Source organism: Virgibacillus senegalensis, from assembly GCF_000821245.2.
GTDB classification, from domain to species: domain Bacteria; phylum Bacillota; class Bacilli; order Bacillales; family Amphibacillaceae; genus Sediminibacillus; species Sediminibacillus senegalensis.
Map to the genome: position 1 here is coordinate 753,743 of NZ_LN611425.1, position 18,158 is coordinate 771,900.

Consider the following 18,158-nt stretch of genomic DNA (forward strand, 5'->3'; position numbering starts at 1 on the left):
ATACAAGGAAAGGTTTGAATTCTATCTGGTAAACGTATTTTTGGGGCGCGAAATCGGGGAAGTTTCGCTCAAAAAGTAGGTTCTCTGTCAAATGTGGTGGTGCGATTTTTCTTCCCCCCTCTCTTTATCGAAAGGCTCATTCTAAAAACAGCTATTTTACTCAGACCGCAGAGGAAATAAACTCGCTTTCCGCGGACGAACGCCCGAGCCTCCTCGCAAAGCCCGCTGTGGGGTCTCGGCCGCCCGTTTTTCCGCAGGAGTCTTGCTTGTTTCCTCTGCTACGCTATTTCGTTCTACAGAGCCTTTTTAACCGCTTGCTGCCATAAATGCTTTAATAAGGAATCTCGTTTTAAAACCTTTATCGTATTGATTATCCCCTCAATATACCCATTATTAAACAATAGCTATTGCCCGAGGAAGAACCTTTCTTGTTTTTAGCTGTTGTTGATCAAACAATCGGAGTAACCGGTTGGTGGTCATTCCTTCAAAGGAGATGTAGAAGGAGAAAGGTTCCAAACCCTCAGTCCTCTCTTTTTCCTTTGGTGTCAGCAACTTTAAGGTAACAAAGAGAGGGAATGAGTGTATTTTTTGCACACTGCAGGAACACCCATCACAACAGGGGACACCACCACATTCAGTATAGAGCCAAAAAGTATCATTCCTTTTATTACACAGAAATAAATAATTCCCCTGACGCTAGAGCGCCAAGGGAATTAAAAATTAATAAGTTTGCAGATACTGTTCGCGTTCCCAAGGGTGTACTTGGGTTCTAAACATATCCCACTCGATTTCTTTTGCTTCAACGAAATGTTCGAAAAGATGCTCTCCAAGAGCTTCTACAATGATTTCGTCTTTTTTCAACAGTTCCACAGCATTGTAAAGAGTGGCTGGCAAGTCTTGCACGCCGTTTTCTTCTCTTTCTTCTTTATCCATGACGTAAATATTGCGGTCAACCGCTGTTGGAGCTTCCATTTTGTTTTTGATTCCGTCAAGTCCAGCAGCAAGCATGACTGACATAGCCAAATAAGGGTTTGCGGCCGGATCAACACTTCGCACCTCAACACGCGTGCTTAAACCTCTTGAAGACGGTACACGGATAAGCGGGCTTCGGTTCAATCCTGACCAAGCTACATAGCATGGCGCTTCATAACCAGGTACAAGACGCTTGTAGGAATTGATGGTCGGGTTTGTCACTGCCGTAAAGTTGGTCGCATGCTTGATGATTCCAGCAATAAATTGATAAGCAGTTTCACTAAGTTCCAACTCTCCAGACGGATCATAGAAAGAGTTTTTACCGTCTTTGAATAGAGACATATTGGAATGCATTCCGGAGCCGTTCACACCGAATAATGGCTTTGGCATGAAGGTTGCATGCAATCCGTGTTTCCGCGCAATGGTTTTAACAACCAATTTAAACGTTTGAATATCATCACAATGCTTCAGTGCATCGGAATATTTAAAGTCGATTTCATGCTGACCAGGCGCTACCTCGTGATGGGAAGCTTCGATTTCAAAGCCCATTTCTTCCAGCTCCAGTACGATATCGCGTCGGCAGTTTTCCCCTANTCAGACCGCAGAGGAAATAAACTCGCTTTCCGCGGACGAACGCCCGAGCCTCCTCGCAAAGCCCGCTGTGGGGTCTCGGCCGCCCGTTTTTCCGCAGGAGTCTTGCTTGTTTCCTCTGCTACGCTATTTCGTTCTACAGAGCCTTTTTAACCGCTTGCTGCCATAAATGCTTTAATAAGGAATCTCGTTTTAAAACCTTTATCGTATTGATTATCCCCTCAATATACCCATTATTAAACAATAGCTATTGCCCGAGGAAGAACCTTTCTTGTTTTTAGCTGTTGTTGATCAAACAATCGGAGTAACCGGTTGGTGGTCATTCCTTCAAAGGAGATGTAGAAGGAGAAAGGTTCCAAACCCTCAGTCCTCTCTTTTTCCTTTGGTGTCAGCAACTTTAAGGTAACAAAGAGAGGGAATGAGTGTATTTTTTGCACACTGCAGGAACACCCATCACAACAGGGGACACCACCACATTCAGTATAGAGCCAAAAAGTATCATTCCTTTTATTACACAGAAATAAATAATTCCCCTGACGCTAGAGCGCCAAGGGAATTAAAAATTAATAAGTTTGCAGATACTGTTCGCGTTCCCAAGGGTGTACTTGGGTTCTAAACATATCCCACTCGATTTCTTTTGCTTCAACGAAATGTTCGAAAAGATGCTCTCCAAGAGCTTCTACAATGATTTCGTCTTTTTTCAACAGTTCCACAGCATTGTAAAGAGTGGCTGGCAAGTCTTGCACGCCGTTTTCTTCTCTTTCTTCTTTATCCATGACGTAAATATTGCGGTCAACCGCTGTTGGAGCTTCCATTTTGTTTTTGATTCCGTCAAGTCCAGCAGCAAGCATGACTGACATAGCCAAATAAGGGTTTGCGGCCGGATCAACACTTCGCACCTCAACACGCGTGCTTAAACCTCTTGAAGACGGTACACGGATAAGCGGGCTTCGGTTCAATCCTGACCAAGCTACATAGCATGGCGCTTCATAACCAGGTACAAGACGCTTGTAGGAATTGATGGTCGGGTTTGTCACTGCCGTAAAGTTGGTCGCATGCTTGATGATTCCAGCAATAAATTGATAAGCAGTTTCACTAAGTTCCAACTCTCCAGACGGATCATAGAAAGAGTTTTTACCGTCTTTGAATAGAGACATATTGGAATGCATTCCGGAGCCGTTCACACCGAATAATGGCTTTGGCATGAAGGTTGCATGCAATCCGTGTTTCCGCGCAATGGTTTTAACAACCAATTTAAACGTTTGAATATCATCACAATGCTTCAGTGCATCGGAATATTTAAAGTCGATTTCATGCTGACCAGGCGCTACCTCGTGATGGGAAGCTTCGATTTCAAAGCCCATTTCTTCCAGCTCCAGTACGATATCGCGTCGGCAGTTTTCCCCTAAATCTGTCGGAGCAAGGTCGAAGTAACCACCTTTATCATTCAGTTCAAGGGATGGTTCTCCTTTTTCATCCAATTTGAAAAGGAAAAACTCTGGTTCTGTACCAATGTTGAACGCAGAAAAACCAAGTTCCTCCATTTTCTTCAGGTTACGCTTCAGGTTATAACGTGGATCCCCTTCGAACGGAGTGCCGTCCGGATTGTAAATATCGCAAATAAAGCGGGCTACTTTTCCTTTTTCAGAGGTCCATGGGAAAACGACGAACGTATCAAGATCAGGATACAATTTCATATCAGATTCTTCGATTCGTACAAAACCTTCGATAGAAGATCCGTCGAACATCATTTCGTTATCAAATGCTTTCTCCAATTGGCTCAGAGGAATTTCGACATTTTTGATGGTTCCGAGCATGTCGGTAAATTGCAAGCGAATAAACCGAACATTTTCCTCCTTGATTTTCTGCATTATCTCTTCTTTTGTAAATTTAGCAGCCATTAATTTCCTCTCCTCCTATATATTTAATGGAAGAATCGTGATAATTCTCCCTGGCGCAACGAAGTTTTTCCCATGCGGCCGGTACTGTACAGTTCTTTTTGGAGCATTTTCCGCAATTCTTTTTCAGACAGTTCCGGGGCTTTTTCATTTTCCTTCAACTGTTTAGTAGTTGGAAGGTCCTTAATGTTAAGTACTTGTTTAATTCCTGCCAGGTTTATCCCCTTTTCAATCAATTCCTTGATTTCCAACAACCGATCGACATCGTTGAAGGAAAACAGTCGTTGATTTCCGTTTGTTCTAGCAGGGTGAACCAGATTATGTTCTTCGTAATAACGAATTTGCCTTGCTGTCAAATCTGTCAAGGACTTCACTATACCTATGGAAAATAACGGCATGGAACGTCTGTCCAGGTCACTCATGTTATAACCCCTTTCTCCGATTAATTTTCCATAATCCCATTATACATTCGGCACAATTATTGTCAAGGTATGTTAGCTTTCTTTACATCAAAAAAATGAAAACTGCTCGAATTTTCTATTAATGATTATGTGTCATCTCCGTATTATCTGTTGATTCCCGAAAAAGGAAACGGATTAAAAAAAGACCAGCCGCCTAATTTTGCAGCTGATCTTCTTATCACATTTTTGGCAAAAAGCCTTTTTGCTCAAGGGATTTTACGGCTTCCGTCACCGCAATTTTCACATGCGCATACGTGAGACCGCCTTGAACATACGCAGTATACGGAGGTCGGATCGGACCGTCAGCCGTAAGTTCGAGGCTTGCTCCCTGAATAAAAGTTCCTGCTGCCATAATCACTTCACTATCGTAGCCAGGCATCGAAGAAGGATACGGTATCACATAGGAATTGACGGGAGATGCTTGTTGAACAGCCTGGCAAAAAGCTACCATTTGCTCAGCTGTTGCAAAATTCACGGACTGTATTAAATCTGTTCTCTTCGCTTGATAATCCGGCTTGGTTTCAAAACCGGTCTTTTCCAGGAAGAGGGAAGTAAACACAGCGCCTTTAACAGCTTCACCTACGATATGAGGAGCCAAAAACAGTCCTTGGAACATTTCCTGCAGCATGCCGAGACTCGCTCCGGTTTCCTTCCCGAGACCAGGCGCAGTCAAACGATTGGCGCACTTTTCGACTAATTCCTGTTTACCGGCAATATACCCGCCAGTTCTTACGATTCCGCCACCTGGATTTTTGATTAACGAACCCGCTATTAAATCTGCACCTACATGAAGCGGTTCTTTTGTTTCCACGAATTCGCCATAACAATTATCGACGAAAACGTGTAAGTGCTTGTCTATGTTCTTAACAAATTGAACCATTTCTTTTATTTCGTCAATAGAAAAAGATGGACGTTCGTGGTAACCCTTCGACCGTTGAATAGCTATCACTTTCGTATTTTCCTTAATTGATTGCTTTACCTCATTCCAATCAATCATCCCATTACCCGTCAGTTCTACCGCGCTGTATCCGATCCCAAAATCTTTAAGACTGCCGTTGTCAGTACTTCCACGGCTGCCGACAACTTCCTCCAGCGTATCATATGGTTTACCAGTTATATATAGAAGCTCTTCTCCTGGCCGCAGCATACCGAACAAGGCTGTGGTGATTGCATGGGTTCCTGAAACGATTTGCGGTCTTACCAACGCATCCTCTCCCCCGAAAACTTCGGCATAGACTGCTTCCAATACATCTCTACCGAGGTCATCGTATCCATAGCCTGTAGTAGGATTGAAATGACTATCACTAACACGCTGGTTACGGAATGCGTGCAGCACTCTCCTTTGGTTCTCTTCGGATATCTCATTTGCCCTTTTCAGCTGTTTTTCTATCTCTTTCTCTACTTCTTTGATGGTTGATTCAATCATTCTGATTCGTGCTGCTCCTTCACCCTGTATTTTAATGGATGGTCCGGGCTAATATAACCACTGACTCGGTAACCATCAGCTTCTTCATCATAATAACGATCCGTAATAATCGTCCTTCTCCTCAACGACTGCAACAATTTCCCTTCATTGGGCGGAATAAATGTCCGGTATGCTTCCCATTGTTCGATTAGCATCTGTTCTACCTCATGCAAAACCCGCTTCAGATCGATAGGATCATGAGCGCTGATTGTCACGGAAGGATGAACACCTGGAATGTAGTCCTCCTGCAAAATATCTTTTTTGTTGTAAACAGTTAATGTAGGGAGACTATCAGCCCCCAACTCCTTCAGCAGTCTATTGACTGTTCGTTGGTGATTCTCGAGAGCCGGATGGGAAACATCTACCATGTGGAGGATAAAGTCAGCCTCCGTTACCTCTTCCAAAGTGGACCGGAAAGCGGCAATCAACGTTGTCGGAAGATCCTGGATAAAACCCACCGTGTCAGTAATCAACGCAGCAAACCCTGAAGGAAGCTGGATTTGTCTTGTCATTGGATCCAACGTAGCGAACAGTTGGTCCTTTTCCATCGATTCGCTTTTCGTAATCCGATTAAAAAAGGTCGACTTCCCGGCATTCGTATAACCGACAATCGCTATTTGGAATGCCTGATTTTCTTTTCTTCTGCTTCTGTATTGGACACGTTGGTTCACAACTGCCTGTAATTTTGCTTTTATGTCGTCGATTCTTCGTCTGATATGCCTGCGGTCTGATTCCAATTTCGTTTCCCCTGGACCTCTGGTTCCAATGCCACCCGCAAGACGTGATAATGACTTTNTTACGATTCCGCCACCTGGATTTTTGATTAACGAACCCGCTATTAAATCTGCACCTACATGAAGCGGTTCTTTTGTTTCCACGAATTCGCCATAACAATTATCGACGAAAACGTGTAAGTGCTTGTCTATGTTCTTAACAAATTGAACCATTTCTTTTATTTCGTCAATAGAAAAAGATGGACGTTCGTGGTAACCCTTCGACCGTTGAATAGCTATCACTTTCGTATTTTCCTTAATTGATTGCTTTACCTCATTCCAATCAATCATCCCATTACCCGTCAGTTCTACCGCGCTGTATCCGATCCCAAAATCTTTAAGACTGCCGTTGTCAGTACTTCCACGGCTGCCGACAACTTCCTCCAGCGTATCATATGGTTTACCAGTTATATATAGAAGCTCTTCTCCTGGCCGCAGCATACCGAACAAGGCTGTGGTGATTGCATGGGTTCCTGAAACGATTTGCGGTCTTACCAACGCATCCTCTCCCCCGAAAACTTCGGCATAGACTGCTTCCAATACATCTCTACCGAGGTCATCGTATCCATAGCCTGTAGTAGGATTGAAATGACTATCACTAACACGCTGGTTACGGAATGCGTGCAGCACTCTCCTTTGGTTCTCTTCGGATATCTCATTTGCCCTTTTCAGCTGTTTTTCTATCTCTTTCTCTACTTCTTTGATGGTTGATTCAATCATTCTGATTCGTGCTGCTCCTTCACCCTGTATTTTAATGGATGGTCCGGGCTAATATAACCACTGACTCGGTAACCATCAGCTTCTTCATCATAATAACGATCCGTAATAATCGTCCTTCTCCTCAACGACTGCAACAATTTCCCTTCATTGGGCGGAATAAATGTCCGGTATGCTTCCCATTGTTCGATTAGCATCTGTTCTACCTCATGCAAAACCCGCTTCAGATCGATAGGATCATGAGCGCTGATTGTCACGGAAGGATGAACACCTGGAATGTAGTCCTCCTGCAAAATATCTTTTTTGTTGTAAACAGTTAATGTAGGGAGACTATCAGCCCCCAACTCCTTCAGCAGTCTATTGACTGTTCGTTGGTGATTCTCGAGAGCCGGATGGGAAACATCTACCATGTGGAGGATAAAGTCAGCCTCCGTTACCTCTTCCAAAGTGGACCGGAAAGCGGCAATCAACGTTGTCGGAAGATCCTGGATAAAACCCACCGTGTCAGTAATCAACGCAGCAAACCCTGAAGGAAGCTGGATTTGTCTTGTCATTGGATCCAACGTAGCGAACAGTTGGTCCTTTTCCATCGATTCGCTTTTCGTAATCCGATTAAAAAAGGTCGACTTCCCGGCATTCGTATAACCGACAATCGCTATTTGGAATGCCTGATTTTCTTTTCTTCTGCTTCTGTATTGGACACGTTGGTTCACAACTGCCTGTAATTTTGCTTTTATGTCGTCGATTCTTCGTCTGATATGCCTGCGGTCTGATTCCAATTTCGTTTCCCCTGGACCTCTGGTTCCAATGCCACCCGCAAGACGTGATAATGACTTTCCTTGGCCATGAAGACGCGGCAGCATATATTCCAGCTGCGCCAGTTCAACCTGCAGTTTTCCTTCTTTCGTATTAGCCCGCTGGGCAAAGATATCAAGGATCAATTGACTTCGGTCAATTATGCGAACACCAAGCCGATCGTTTAAGTTTTTTGCCTGGCTGGGAGAAAGTTCATCGTTGGAAATCACGAGGTCAATGTCCATTTCATTGACGAACTCATCCAGCTCCTGTACCTTTCCTTCTCCCACATAAAGAGCAGGATGTACCTTTTCACGATTCTGGGTGACGATTTTCAAGACATTTCCCTGTGCGGTTTCAGTGAGCGACTGTAATTCACTGAGAGAGGATTGGAATCGTTCCTCGTCTTGTTTTGGTTGCTTGACAGCAATGATTAGCACTTTTTCCTGCATCTATTTAACCTCTTTCTCTGATTCTGCTTTCATCATATCAGATATATCCGGCAAATAAAAACTAGAACCCAGCCTTAGCAAGGTTCTAGTCGCCATTTTAATCCAACTGTAAATCACTTTTGGTTATCGTAATCAAATCCTTCGAAGTAAAGGATTGTTTTCTCATCAATCGGACGGCATGTTTCCGAATCGATTTTTCTAAGAGGTTACGGATCAAACGTGCGTTGGAGAAATCACCATTTCGACTCTGCTTTTGCTTCATTAAATAATCCTGCAGTTTCCATTCCGCTTCCTTTGTAAATTGATATTCCCTTTCAGAAGCCATCTGCTTAGCGATTTCAATTAATTGGCTGATGGAGTAATCTTCAAACTCCAGGACAATCGGAAAACGGGAAACCAATCCAGGGTTTAGCGAAAGGAAATATTCCATCTCGTTTGGATAGCCTGCCAAAATCAAAATAAATTCATTGTGGCTATCTTCCATATGCTTAACCAACGTATCGATCGCTTCTTTTCCAAAATCCTTATCACCGCCACGACCCAGGGAATAGGCTTCATCAATAAACAATATACCGCCTCGTGCCTTTTCGATCAAATCTCTCGTTTTCTGGGCGGTATGTCCGATGTATTCTCCGACCAGGTCTGCTCTTTCCGCCTCAATGAAATGTCCTTTTGATAAAACATTCAGCTCAAATAATGTTTTGGCAAGCTGCCTTGCCACGGTGGTTTTTCCAGTTCCGGGATTCCCTTTAAATAGCATATGCAGTACTTGTTTTTCCGTCTTCAAACCAGCTTTTTCCCTTTTTTGATTAATCGTAATAGAAGCATATATTTCTTTCATCGTATCCTTCAGATTGTCTAAACCGATAAAGGAGGAGAATTGATGGTCGATGTCTGCAAAAGGATCGTAGCTCCTCTGTTCACTCGTTTCTTTGGCGGTTGAGAATTTTTCTCTTTCATTTAAAATAATATTTATTTGGCCATTTCGTTTTAATGATACCTGAGATTCCACATTACCACCCCTTATTCACGATATTATACGTAAAAGGGGGATGGAGTGTGACATTCGCCCAACTCAGTCATGTTCAGGAATAAAAAAAGGCGTTCGGATTGAACGCCTTTGTCTAATTTATTGCTGCATTCTTGCCTTTGGAATCATTCCTTATCCAACGTGACATTCTTAACCGGTGCAAAAGTTGAAATGGCATGTTTGAAAATCAGCTGCTGCTTACCGTCCGTATCAAATAAAACGGTGAAATTATCAAAAGCTTTCACGGTTCCCCTCAGTTGAAAACCATTAAGCAAAAAAACGGTGACTTGAATCCGTTCTTTCCGTAGCTGGTTCAAATATTGATCTTGAATATTTACCGATTGAGACATAATATTTCCTCCTCTTTTTATCTGTACTATGTAATTCTATTTTTTCTCCAGCATTCCTGCCAAGTCATTTAAAATTGTTTCAAATTGTTTATCCTTTTGCTCGGGGGTAATGGTGTACCAGTCAACATTCATCTTATTCTTAAACCATGTGAGTTGACGCTTGGCAAACCGTCGTGAATTGCGTTTTAACAAATCGACTGCTTCATCTAAATCCATTTCCCCTTTAATATAGGGAATCATTTCTTTGTACCCAATCGCTTTCATGGACTGGGTATTTGCAAAGCCTTTGTTGTATAAATTTCTTACTTCCTCTACCAATCCTGTTTTGATCATTTCATCCACGCGATCGTTTATCCGCTGGTAAAGCTGTTCCCTTTCCATTTCCAAACCAATGAGAATGGGGCGATAAGGAGATTCTATCTGCTGGGCATCTTGGTATTCACTCATCGTTTTACCTGTTTTTTCGAATACCTCTAACGCGCGGATAACTCTGCGCTTATTATTCGGGTGGATTTTTGCAGCTTGTTCCGGGTCCACTTTTTCTAACCGGGCATATAAGGCAGCAATTCCATCCTGACTGATTTCTTTTTCAAGCTGTTCGTGAAAGGCATCATCCCGTTTCTGATCAGCAAAATTATATCCGTTCAAGGCAGCTTGAATATATAAGCCCGTTCCTCCAGCAATAACCGGTAGATGGTTACGTTCCGTAATCGTGCTTACACAGTCTGCTACCCTTTGTTGAAATTCAGCAGCGGAGAAACTCTCGTCTGGCTGCTTTATATCAATCAAATGATGAGGAATTCCTCTTGTTTCTTCGTCGGTTATTTTCGCTGTCCCGATATCCATTCCTCGATAAATCTGCATCGAGTCACCGCTGATTACCTCGCCAGCAAAACGCCTGGCTATTTCCACACTCAAGCTGGTCTTTCCGACAGCTGTCGGCCCGACAACTGCTACTACGACTGGTTTCATGCATTTACTCCTACACGTATAATTTATAGTTTAAACTTCCAACTATAACATCCTTTTGATAAACCATTATACATGAATTGTAATATTTCGCAATCTCCACCTTGTACGATTTAGACAAGCAAACGTTTGGTTTTTAACTTGTACGGGTACATGCTTTGTAAACACAGTAAATAAAATGCTGATGTTTTCTACACAATAAGCAAAATAGCGAAAAGATACAAGGAGGTTATGAAAATGGGATTTATCATTTATTTAATCGTGGGAGGACTTATCGGCTGGCTAGCCGGTTTGATTGTCGGAAAAGATTTACCTGCAGGCATTTTCGGTAACATAATTGCCGGTATCATCGGAGCATGGTTAGGTGGTGAACTGTTCGGAGAATGGGGTCCACAATTAGGCGGAATTTATTTGATTCCTGCTTTAATTGGCGCCATTATTTTCGTACTAATCTTGAGCCTCATTATCCGCGCAGTCAGAAGAAAATAACAAACAAGAGACGCCGCTTGAGCGGCGTCTCTTTTACTTTCACTTTAAGATGGCGATCACGAAATACCGTAGATACAAAAAAACTTGCAGAAAAACGATTTGTTTTCTGCAAGTTAAGTAGTTATCTTAATTTATCGGTGTTTGCAATCTGTCTATTTAAGATGTCCTTCAAATGCGGTTAGCATCCAAACGTGCTTCTCTAAACGCCCCTGCAGTTCGTTCAACATATCAAGCGTCGGCTGGTCGTTTACTTCTTCTGCTAGTTTTCCGCCTTTTTCTTTGATTTCATCGATTATCGTCTGGTAATCGCGGGAAAGCTGTGTGACGATCTCATCTTCCGTGTCGTCCGCCTGTGCCTCGTGGATTGTTGCTTCCTTAATATATTTATGCATGGTTGCTAAAGGTCTGCCCCCGATAGCAAGAATCCTCTCGGCAATGTTGTCGATGTCCTCTGCCGCTTCGTTATAAAGCTCTTCAAAAACCTCGTGCAGTTTAAAGAAGTGCTTGCCAGTGACAAACCAGTGGTAGCGATGAAGTTTAATATACAATACAGCAAAGTTGGAAAGTTCTTGATTTAAAAAATTGATCAACCGCTGATTTTCCGGCATGTTTTCATTTACATGTACATTCAATTTTTCCGCCATGTTGCTTCACACCTTTCTATAGGCTTATTTTTTTATTATGTATGCGAATTATACATAATAGTTAGCTGTTAACCAAATACCCTTCCAGTTCGGAAAACAAACATGGCCTAACCTGTCAAAGGGGTGCAAGCAAAAAAGAGGTCATTCTTTTTAAGGAACATAAAGACCTTCAGGCAGATAACCAATCAGGCACAACCAAGCGACTGCTAACAATCGAATCCGCCGGAAGAAAAAAGAGGCCGGGACAAAAGCATAGCCTGTTTGATAAGTGGTTCGTATCGCCGCGGCAAGATACTATGCTTTCCACGGGCACGCCTTCAACTTCCTCAGAAAGCACCAACCGCGGGATTTTCAGCTCGTGCTGTTCTCGTCGGAGTCTCCGTATCTTGCCTTCACTACGTTTTCCTGGTCTGATTTCCACATGATCAAGCAGATGAATAGAACCGTATTTTTCTATTGACTGATACCAAACAGTAATGAAGACGTAAAATCAACATAAGAGTGACTTTATTCTTCGGAATTGGCAGGGGCGCACCAACAGCATAAAAAGGATAAAGAAGTTCTCCTCGTTTTCATGTGGCTTCACTTTCGACCTGTAACGGCAATTGACAACACAGAAACCAGGCCGGAGAAAGTATTTCCAACAACGGAGGCAAGGCGCCGGTGACGATGCTTCTGTTCCAGTCGCAGAATGTGCTTTATGTGTAAGAAAATGGCCGTAAATAAAAAGCTTGTAGAAAATACTTTTTCTACAAGCTNACATATCAAGCGTCGGCTGGTCGTTTACTTCTTCTGCTAGTTTTCCGCCTTTTTCTTTGATTTCATCGATTATCGTCTGGTAATCGCGGGAAAGCTGTGTGACGATCTCATCTTCCGTGTCGTCCGCCTGTGCCTCGTGGATTGTTGCTTCCTTAATATATTTATGCATGGTTGCTAAAGGTCTGCCCCCGATAGCAAGAATCCTCTCGGCAATGTTGTCGATGTCCTCTGCCGCTTCGTTATAAAGCTCTTCAAAAACCTCGTGCAGTTTAAAGAAGTGCTTGCCAGTGACAAACCAGTGGTAGCGATGAAGTTTAATATACAATACAGCAAAGTTGGAAAGTTCTTGATTTAAAAAATTGATCAACCGCTGATTTTCCGGCATGTTTTCATTTACATGTACATTCAATTTTTCCGCCATGTTGCTTCACACCTTTCTATAGGCTTATTTTTTTATTATGTATGCGAATTATACATAATAGTTAGCTGTTAACCAAATACCCTTCCAGTTCGGAAAACAAACATGGCCTAACCTGTCAAAGGGGTGCAAGCAAAAAAGAGGTCATTCTTTTTAAGGAACATAAAGACCTTCAGGCAGATAACCAATCAGGCACAACCAAGCGACTGCTAACAATCGAATCCGCCGGAAGAAAAAAGAGGCCGGGACAAAAGCATAGCCTGTTTGATAAGTGGTTCGTATCGCCGCGGCAAGATACTATGCTTTCCACGGGCACGCCTTCAACTTCCTCAGAAAGCACCAACCGCGGGATTTTCAGCTCGTGCTGTTCTCGTCGGAGTCTCCGTATCTTGCCTTCACTACGTTTTCCTGGTCTGATTTCCACATGATCAAGCAGATGAATAGAACCGTATTTTTCTATTGACTGATACCAAACAGTAATGAAGACGTAAAATCAACATAAGAGTGACTTTATTCTTCGGAATTGGCAGGGGCGCACCAACAGCATAAAAAGGATAAAGAAGTTCTCCTCGTTTTCATGTGGCTTCACTTTCGACCTGTAACGGCAATTGACAACACAGAAACCAGGCCGGAGAAAGTATTTCCAACAACGGAGGCAAGGCGCCGGTGACGATGCTTCTGTTCCAGTCGCAGAATGTGCTTTATGTGTAAGAAAATGGCCGTAAATAAAAAGCTTGTAGAAAATACTTTTTCTACAAGCTTACACTCGCTTATCCACTCATTACATAACACGCTTGAACATTTTTTCCATATCGTAAGCGGAAAAATGGGCGATTATCGGGCGGCCGTGAGGACAAGTGAACGGATCGGTCGATTTCCTCAAATCTTCAAGCAGCCGGAACATATCATCATGGTTCAGGTAATGGTTTGCTTTGATCGACCGTTTACAGGACATTAAAATCGCTGCTTCTTCCCTGATTTTTTTTATATTCACTTTTTCTTCAGCAATTACTTGTTCGACAATTTCCTGAATTACTTCTTCCTCAAAACCTTTCGGGAACCATTGGGGGTGCGACCTAATAGCATAACTTTGCTCCCCAAACGGTTCGAAGAATAAACCGATTTTCCGGAATTCATCCTGGTACTGTTCAATCAGCAAGGCCTCCTGCCTGGAAAAGTCAAAGGTCAAAGGCATCAGGAGCTCTTGCACTTCATTCGGAACCTCGCCGATTTTCTCTTTAAAAAATTCGTATTTTATCCGTTCCTGAGCAGCATGCTGGTCGATAATATACAAGCCATTTTCATTTTGCGCAAGTATATAGGTTCCATGATGCTGCCCGATCGGGTACATGACAGGCAGCCGATCCTTCTCTTCTTTCTCCTCTTCCTCAATAACAGTAACTGCTTCATCCCAGTCCTTGGTATTTTCGTCTTCGTTTTCGTATTGATTCGGGTCATCCAGCCCAGCAGATTCCTTCAACCGCTCTTCCATAGAAATATCAGCTGTTTCTTCTGCTGTCCTGACCAATTGTTCATAAGCAGGATTAGGTCGTGGCGGTTCAAACAAATGGTTAGGATTTTCTTTGACCACTGGACGAGGTGCAGGCTCGTAAAAATCGAAGCTGTTCTGGACACTTTGCGGACGATTCGGTTTAGGCTGACTTGCTTCCGGTATGAGTGTTTCTTTTCGAAAAGCCTCTCTTATAGTAGCTTCAATCGCTTCAAACAACTCTTTCTCCTTACTGAAGCGCACCTCCAGTTTGGCTGGATGTACATTTACATCCACAAGGATCGGATCCATGTCAATCGTCAACACGACTAAAGGGTTCCTTCCGATTGGCAACAACGTATGATAACCTTTGGCAATAGCCTTGCTCAAAGGCACACTTCGGATATACCTTCCGTTTACGATTGTCGAAATGTAATTTCTCGAAGCTCTTGTTACTTCTGGTTTGGCAATATATCCTTTAATGGAGAAGTCAAGGGTAGTGTGTTCGACTGGAACCATTTTTTTGGCCACATTTATACCATACACCTGAGCAATGATTTGCAGTAAATCCCCCCTGCCGGGTGATCGAAACAACTGTTTTTCATTATGGTACACTTCAAAACGGATATTCGGATGAGATAAGGCCATCCGGTTGATTACATCCGAAATATGGCCCAGTTCGGTATGGATTGTCTTCATATATTTCAATCGGGCAGGTGTATTATAAAACAAATTTTCCACCAGGATCTCTGTTCCTTGCCTGGCATCACTTTTTGCTTTATTAATCAGCTTTCCCCCTTCAAGCTCGAGCAGCGTACCAGCCTCATCTCCTGTCGACGATTTGATTGTCAGCCTGCTTACCGCTGCCACACTGGCAAGTGCTTCCCCGCGGAATCCAAGTGTGCGGACATGAAACAAATCGTTTTCACTCGTGATTTTACTTGTAGCATGTCGAAGAATGGACCGTTCACAGTCTGTTTCACTCATGCCGTCTCCGTTATCGGTAATTTTTATCTTTTCCAAACCAGCTTCCGATACCTCTATTTTGATGAAACTACTGTTCGCATCGATGCTGTTTTCGACTAGTTCCTTTACAACAGAAGCCGGGCGTTCGACAACTTCTCCCGCCGCTATTTTGTTGGCTAGCGAATCCGGCATTAGTTGGATAGCCATGTTATTCCTCCTTTCCCCTTACTTTTTCGCTTTCTTTTGCAGCTCATAAAGTGCATTCATTGCTTCTAACGGGGTCATTTCCAAAATATTAAGATGTCTTAGCTCCCTGACAAGTGCTCCTTCCTCGGTTGATCGATGCTTGTCACTGGAAGGGCGTTGTTCTTTCACTTCGAAAAAAGACATCTGTTGTTCGGGTTCTTTCGCTACCTGATGTACAGGCTCCGATTTTTCTGGCAAAGTTGCCTGATTTTGTCCAGTTTCCAGCTGTTTTAAAATCTCGGAGGCCCTGGTAATCAATTCATCAGGAAGTTCTGCCAATTTCGCTACATGAATCCCATAGCTTTCATCTGCTGCCCCAGGCTGGATTTGATGCAAAAACACGACATTTCCGTTGTACTCTTCAGCACGAACATGCACATTTTTTACAGACTTCAACGTATTTTCCAAGCTTGTCAGCTCATGATAGTGAGTGGAAAACAATGTTTTAGCTTTCACATGCTCATGTACATATTCGATAATAGCCTGCGCCAGGGCCATTCCGTCATAGGTGCTTGTCCCTCTGCCGATTTCATCCAGCAAAATCAAACTGTTTTCGGTTGCCCGGGTAATGGCGTGTCTTGCTTCCAGCATTTCGACCATAAACGTGCTCTGGCCGGAAACGAGATCATCTGCAGCCCCTATTCTAGTAAATATCTGGTCAAAAACGGGTAACTCCGCTTTTTCGCATGGTACAAAGCAGCCGATTTGCGCCATGATCGCTGTAAGAGCAAGCTGACGCATGTACGTGCTTTTTCCTGACATATTAGGACCCGTGATCAACAGTACTTCCGAAGCTTCATCCATCTTAACGTCGTTTGGCACAAATGATTCATTTTTCATTACCTTTTCAACGACCGGATGTCTTCCCTTCTCGATCGAGATTTCTCTTTTTTCATTGAAAGAAGGCTTTACATAGTTATTTATTTCACTGATCGTCGCAAAGCTCTGCAACACATCCAGATTACTGATTTTTTCGGCCAGCGCCTGTAAGTCCGGAATAAATTGTTTCACTTTTTCCCGCAGCTCGACAAATAATTGATATTCCAAATCAACACTTTTTTCCTCGGCTTCGAGGATAAGTGATTCTTTTTCTTTCAATTCAGGCGTGATAAACCGCTCCGCATTTGTCAATGTCTGTTTTCGCTCATACTTGCCTTCAGGCAATAAATGCAGGTTGGCCCGGGTAACTTCTATATAATATCCGAACACCCGGTTATATCCGATTTTTAATGATTTAATATTCGTCTCCTGTTTTTCGCGCTGCTCTAATTCTGTAATCCACTTTTTCCCATTTCTTGAAGCATCCCGATAGTCGTCCAACGTACGATTAAAGCCGTCTTTGATGATTCCCCCTTCTTTAATCGTCAGTGGTGCGTCTTCTTTTATGCTTTCATCCAACAAGGCCGCCAATTCCTGCAGGTCGTCAATTCCCTCCGCCAAAGAACGGACACTCTCGCTTTTAAATTGGGATAAAAGCTGTTTGATTACCGGTATCTTTTGAAGGGAGTGTTTCACCTGAATCAAATCTCTGGCATTGACATTGCCGTAAGAAACCCTTCCTGACAGACGCTCTAAATCATATACTGATTTCAATGCATCCCGGATGGATTCCCGTTCAAAATACTGTTCTAAAAATGCTTCCACTACGGCAAAACGTTGCTCTATTGCTTTTTTGTTCAGTAACGGGCGTTCCAGCCATTTTTTCAGCATTCGCGCTCCCATTGCAGTCACCGTCTGATCCAGCACCCAAAGCAGACTTCCCTGTTTCCCTTTCCGCAGAATCGTCTGGGTCAGTTCTAAGTTACGTTTCGAAAACATGTCTAGGGACATGTATTCTTGTAACTGAATGATCCTAGCCGGCTGCAAATGATCCAAGGAACGCTTTTGGGTATTTTGCAGATAGTTGAGCATTCTTCCGAATCCTTCTAACAGCTGATTGTCCTCCCATATATGTTCCGTCAAACTAGCAAAACTGTTGTCCACACCGCATTCCAGCTGGTAGGATACAGTGATTTGCAATCTTTGCTGTAAATCGGTTTGATAGTTTTCCGGCAGGTCCGGTGACACAACGATTTCTTTTACGGGCTGATTAAACAACTCGCTTAACACCGACTCCCAACCAGATGTCACACGGGCGACGCTTGTTTCCCCCGTTGATAAATCGTTATAGGTAATGACAAACGTTTGACCTGGAAATTCACTGATACTGGCTAAAAAATTGTTTTCTTTTTCTTCCAGCATCGATCCCTCCATCACCGTTCCCGGAGTGATCAACTGTACGACATCTCTTTTCACAACACCCTTTGCCGTTTTAGGGTCTTCTACTTGCTCACAAATGGCGACTTTAAATCCTTTTTCAACCAAGTTTTTTATGTAATTTTCCGCAGAATGGTAAGGAATTCCGCACATTGGTATTCTTTCCTCAGCTCCCCCATCCCTGCTGGTCAAGGTGATTTCAAGCTCCCTGGATGCAGCGAGCGCATCCTCAAAAAACATTTCATAAAAATCTCCTAAACGGAAAAACAAAAAACAATCCTTATATTGAGCTTTTATCTTCAAATATTGCTGTATCATTGGTGTATATGTCGACATATTTCTTCCCCCACAACTACAAAATCTATCTATTATTATATCACAATACACCTTCCCACCTTAACCAGAGGCAGCTGAAAAT

The 18,158-nt window shown here is 43.0% G+C and carries 13 protein-coding genes and 2 pseudogenes; 1 reads left to right on the top strand and 14 read right to left on the bottom strand.

The window, feature by feature from the left end:
* Nucleotides 1–720 precede the first annotated feature (720 nt).
* The 10 genes and pseudogenes from glnA (BN1067_RS14605) to miaA all read right to left on the bottom strand — a co-directional run.
* A pseudogene (gene glnA, locus BN1067_RS14605) lies at nucleotides 721–1,563 on the bottom strand (type I glutamate--ammonia ligase); the annotation flags it as partial.
* Between the two features lie 563 nt (nucleotides 1,564–2,126).
* The gene (glnA, locus tag BN1067_RS14615) at nucleotides 2,127–3,464 is read right to left on the bottom strand and encodes a type I glutamate--ammonia ligase (protein ID WP_053219577.1); all 1,338 of its coding nucleotides are present in this window, start codon (nucleotides 3,462–3,464) and stop codon (nucleotides 2,127–2,129) included.
* Between the two features lie 23 nt (nucleotides 3,465–3,487).
* On the bottom strand, nucleotides 3,488–3,883 hold the full coding sequence (locus tag BN1067_RS14620; protein ID WP_053219578.1) for a MerR family transcriptional regulator: 396 nt from the start codon (nucleotides 3,881–3,883) through the stop codon (nucleotides 3,488–3,490).
* 217 nt (nucleotides 3,884–4,100) lie between these two features.
* Nucleotides 4,101–5,348, bottom strand: a complete 1,248-nt coding sequence (locus BN1067_RS14625; RefSeq protein WP_053219579.1) for a methionine gamma-lyase family protein — start codon at nucleotides 5,346–5,348, stop codon at nucleotides 4,101–4,103.
* Nucleotides 5,345–6,211 carry a GTPase HflX gene (gene hflX / locus BN1067_RS20735; protein WP_456119742.1) on the bottom strand — a complete coding sequence of 289 codons (867 nt, stop codon included), beginning with the start codon at nucleotides 6,209–6,211 and terminating at the stop codon, nucleotides 5,345–5,347. The genes BN1067_RS14625 and hflX (BN1067_RS20735) overlap by 4 nt, the downstream gene beginning before the upstream one ends.
* A pseudogene (locus BN1067_RS20740) lies at nucleotides 6,188–6,880 on the bottom strand (methionine gamma-lyase family protein); the annotation flags it as partial. The pseudogene BN1067_RS20740 and the gene hflX (BN1067_RS20735), both read right to left, overlap by 24 nt.
* Nucleotides 6,877–8,124: a GTPase HflX gene (hflX, locus tag BN1067_RS14635; RefSeq protein WP_053219581.1), complete on the bottom strand. Its 1,248-nt coding sequence runs from the start codon at nucleotides 8,122–8,124 to the stop codon at nucleotides 6,877–6,879. The gene hflX (BN1067_RS14635) and the pseudogene BN1067_RS20740, both read right to left, overlap by 4 nt.
* 97 nt (nucleotides 8,125–8,221) lie before the next feature.
* Nucleotides 8,222–9,136 carry a stage V sporulation protein K gene (spoVK, locus tag BN1067_RS14640; RefSeq protein WP_053219582.1) on the bottom strand — a complete coding sequence of 305 codons (915 nt, stop codon included), beginning with the start codon at nucleotides 9,134–9,136 and terminating at the stop codon, nucleotides 8,222–8,224.
* 143 nt (nucleotides 9,137–9,279) lie between these two features.
* Nucleotides 9,280–9,504 carry an RNA chaperone Hfq gene (hfq, locus tag BN1067_RS14645; protein ID WP_053219583.1) on the bottom strand — a complete coding sequence of 75 codons (225 nt, stop codon included), beginning with the start codon at nucleotides 9,502–9,504 and terminating at the stop codon, nucleotides 9,280–9,282.
* Nucleotides 9,505–9,540: 36 nt separating this feature from the next.
* Nucleotides 9,541–10,476 carry a tRNA (adenosine(37)-N6)-dimethylallyltransferase MiaA gene (gene miaA / locus BN1067_RS14650; RefSeq protein WP_053219584.1) on the bottom strand — a complete coding sequence of 312 codons (936 nt, stop codon included), beginning with the start codon at nucleotides 10,474–10,476 and terminating at the stop codon, nucleotides 9,541–9,543.
* Nucleotides 10,477–10,710: 234 nt separating this feature from the next.
* Here miaA and BN1067_RS14655 point away from each other — a divergent pair, with 234 nt between their 5' ends.
* The gene (locus BN1067_RS14655) at nucleotides 10,711–10,962 is read left to right on the top strand and encodes a GlsB/YeaQ/YmgE family stress response membrane protein (RefSeq protein ID WP_053219585.1); all 252 of its coding nucleotides are present in this window, start codon (nucleotides 10,711–10,713) and stop codon (nucleotides 10,960–10,962) included.
* A 152-nt stretch (nucleotides 10,963–11,114) separates the two neighbouring features.
* Here the strand turns inward: BN1067_RS14655 and BN1067_RS14660 are convergent, their stop codons facing one another.
* The 4 genes from BN1067_RS14660 to mutS all read right to left on the bottom strand — a co-directional run bounded on the left by BN1067_RS14660 (nucleotide 11,115) and on the right by mutS (nucleotide 18,076).
* Nucleotides 11,115–11,606, bottom strand: coding sequence for a Dps family protein (locus BN1067_RS14660; RefSeq protein WP_234400708.1), 492 nt, complete (start codon nucleotides 11,604–11,606; stop codon nucleotides 11,115–11,117).
* Between the two features lie 490 nt (nucleotides 11,607–12,096).
* Complete coding sequence (locus BN1067_RS20525; RefSeq protein ID WP_324777915.1) at nucleotides 12,097–12,786, bottom strand: Dps family protein; 690 nt, start codon at nucleotides 12,784–12,786, stop codon at nucleotides 12,097–12,099.
* Between the two features lie 778 nt (nucleotides 12,787–13,564).
* Nucleotides 13,565–15,445, bottom strand: coding sequence for a DNA mismatch repair endonuclease MutL (gene mutL / locus BN1067_RS14670; protein ID WP_053219586.1), 1,881 nt, complete (start codon nucleotides 15,443–15,445; stop codon nucleotides 13,565–13,567).
* 18 nt (nucleotides 15,446–15,463) lie between these two features.
* Entirely contained in the window at nucleotides 15,464–18,076 is a 2,613-nt protein-coding gene (mutS, locus tag BN1067_RS14675) for a DNA mismatch repair protein MutS (RefSeq protein WP_053219587.1), read from the bottom strand.
* Nucleotides 18,077–18,158: the final 82 nt, after the last annotated feature.

Excerpts from the sequence above, each read along its gene's own strand:
- mutS (WP_053219587.1), bottom strand. The coding sequence starts at position 18,076 with ATGTCGACATATACACCAATGATACAGCAATATTTGAAGATAAAAGCT.
- mutL (WP_053219586.1), bottom strand. The coding sequence starts at position 15,445 with ATGGCTATCCAACTAATGCCGGATTCGCTAGCCAACAAAATAGCGGCG.
- BN1067_RS14625 (WP_053219579.1), bottom strand. The coding sequence starts at position 5,348 with ATGATTGAATCAACCATCAAAGAAGTAGAGAAAGAGATAGAAAAACAG.
- miaA (WP_053219584.1), bottom strand. The coding sequence starts at position 10,476 with ATGAAACCAGTCGTAGTAGCAGTTGTCGGGCCGACAGCTGTCGGAAAG.
- BN1067_RS14620 (WP_053219578.1), bottom strand. The coding sequence starts at position 3,883 with ATGAGTGACCTGGACAGACGTTCCATGCCGTTATTTTCCATAGGTATA.
- hfq (WP_053219583.1), bottom strand. The coding sequence starts at position 9,504 with ATGTCTCAATCGGTAAATATTCAAGATCAATATTTGAACCAGCTACGG.
- glnA (WP_053219577.1), bottom strand. The coding sequence starts at position 3,464 with ATGGCTGCTAAATTTACAAAAGAAGAGATAATGCAGAAAATCAAGGAG.
- hflX (WP_053219581.1), bottom strand. The coding sequence starts at position 8,124 with ATGCAGGAAAAAGTGCTAATCATTGCTGTCAAGCAACCAAAACAAGAC.
- BN1067_RS14655 (WP_053219585.1), top strand. The coding sequence starts at position 10,711 with ATGGGATTTATCATTTATTTAATCGTGGGAGGACTTATCGGCTGGCTA.
- BN1067_RS14660 (WP_234400708.1), bottom strand. The coding sequence starts at position 11,606 with ATGGCGGAAAAATTGAATGTACATGTAAATGAAAACATGCCGGAAAAT.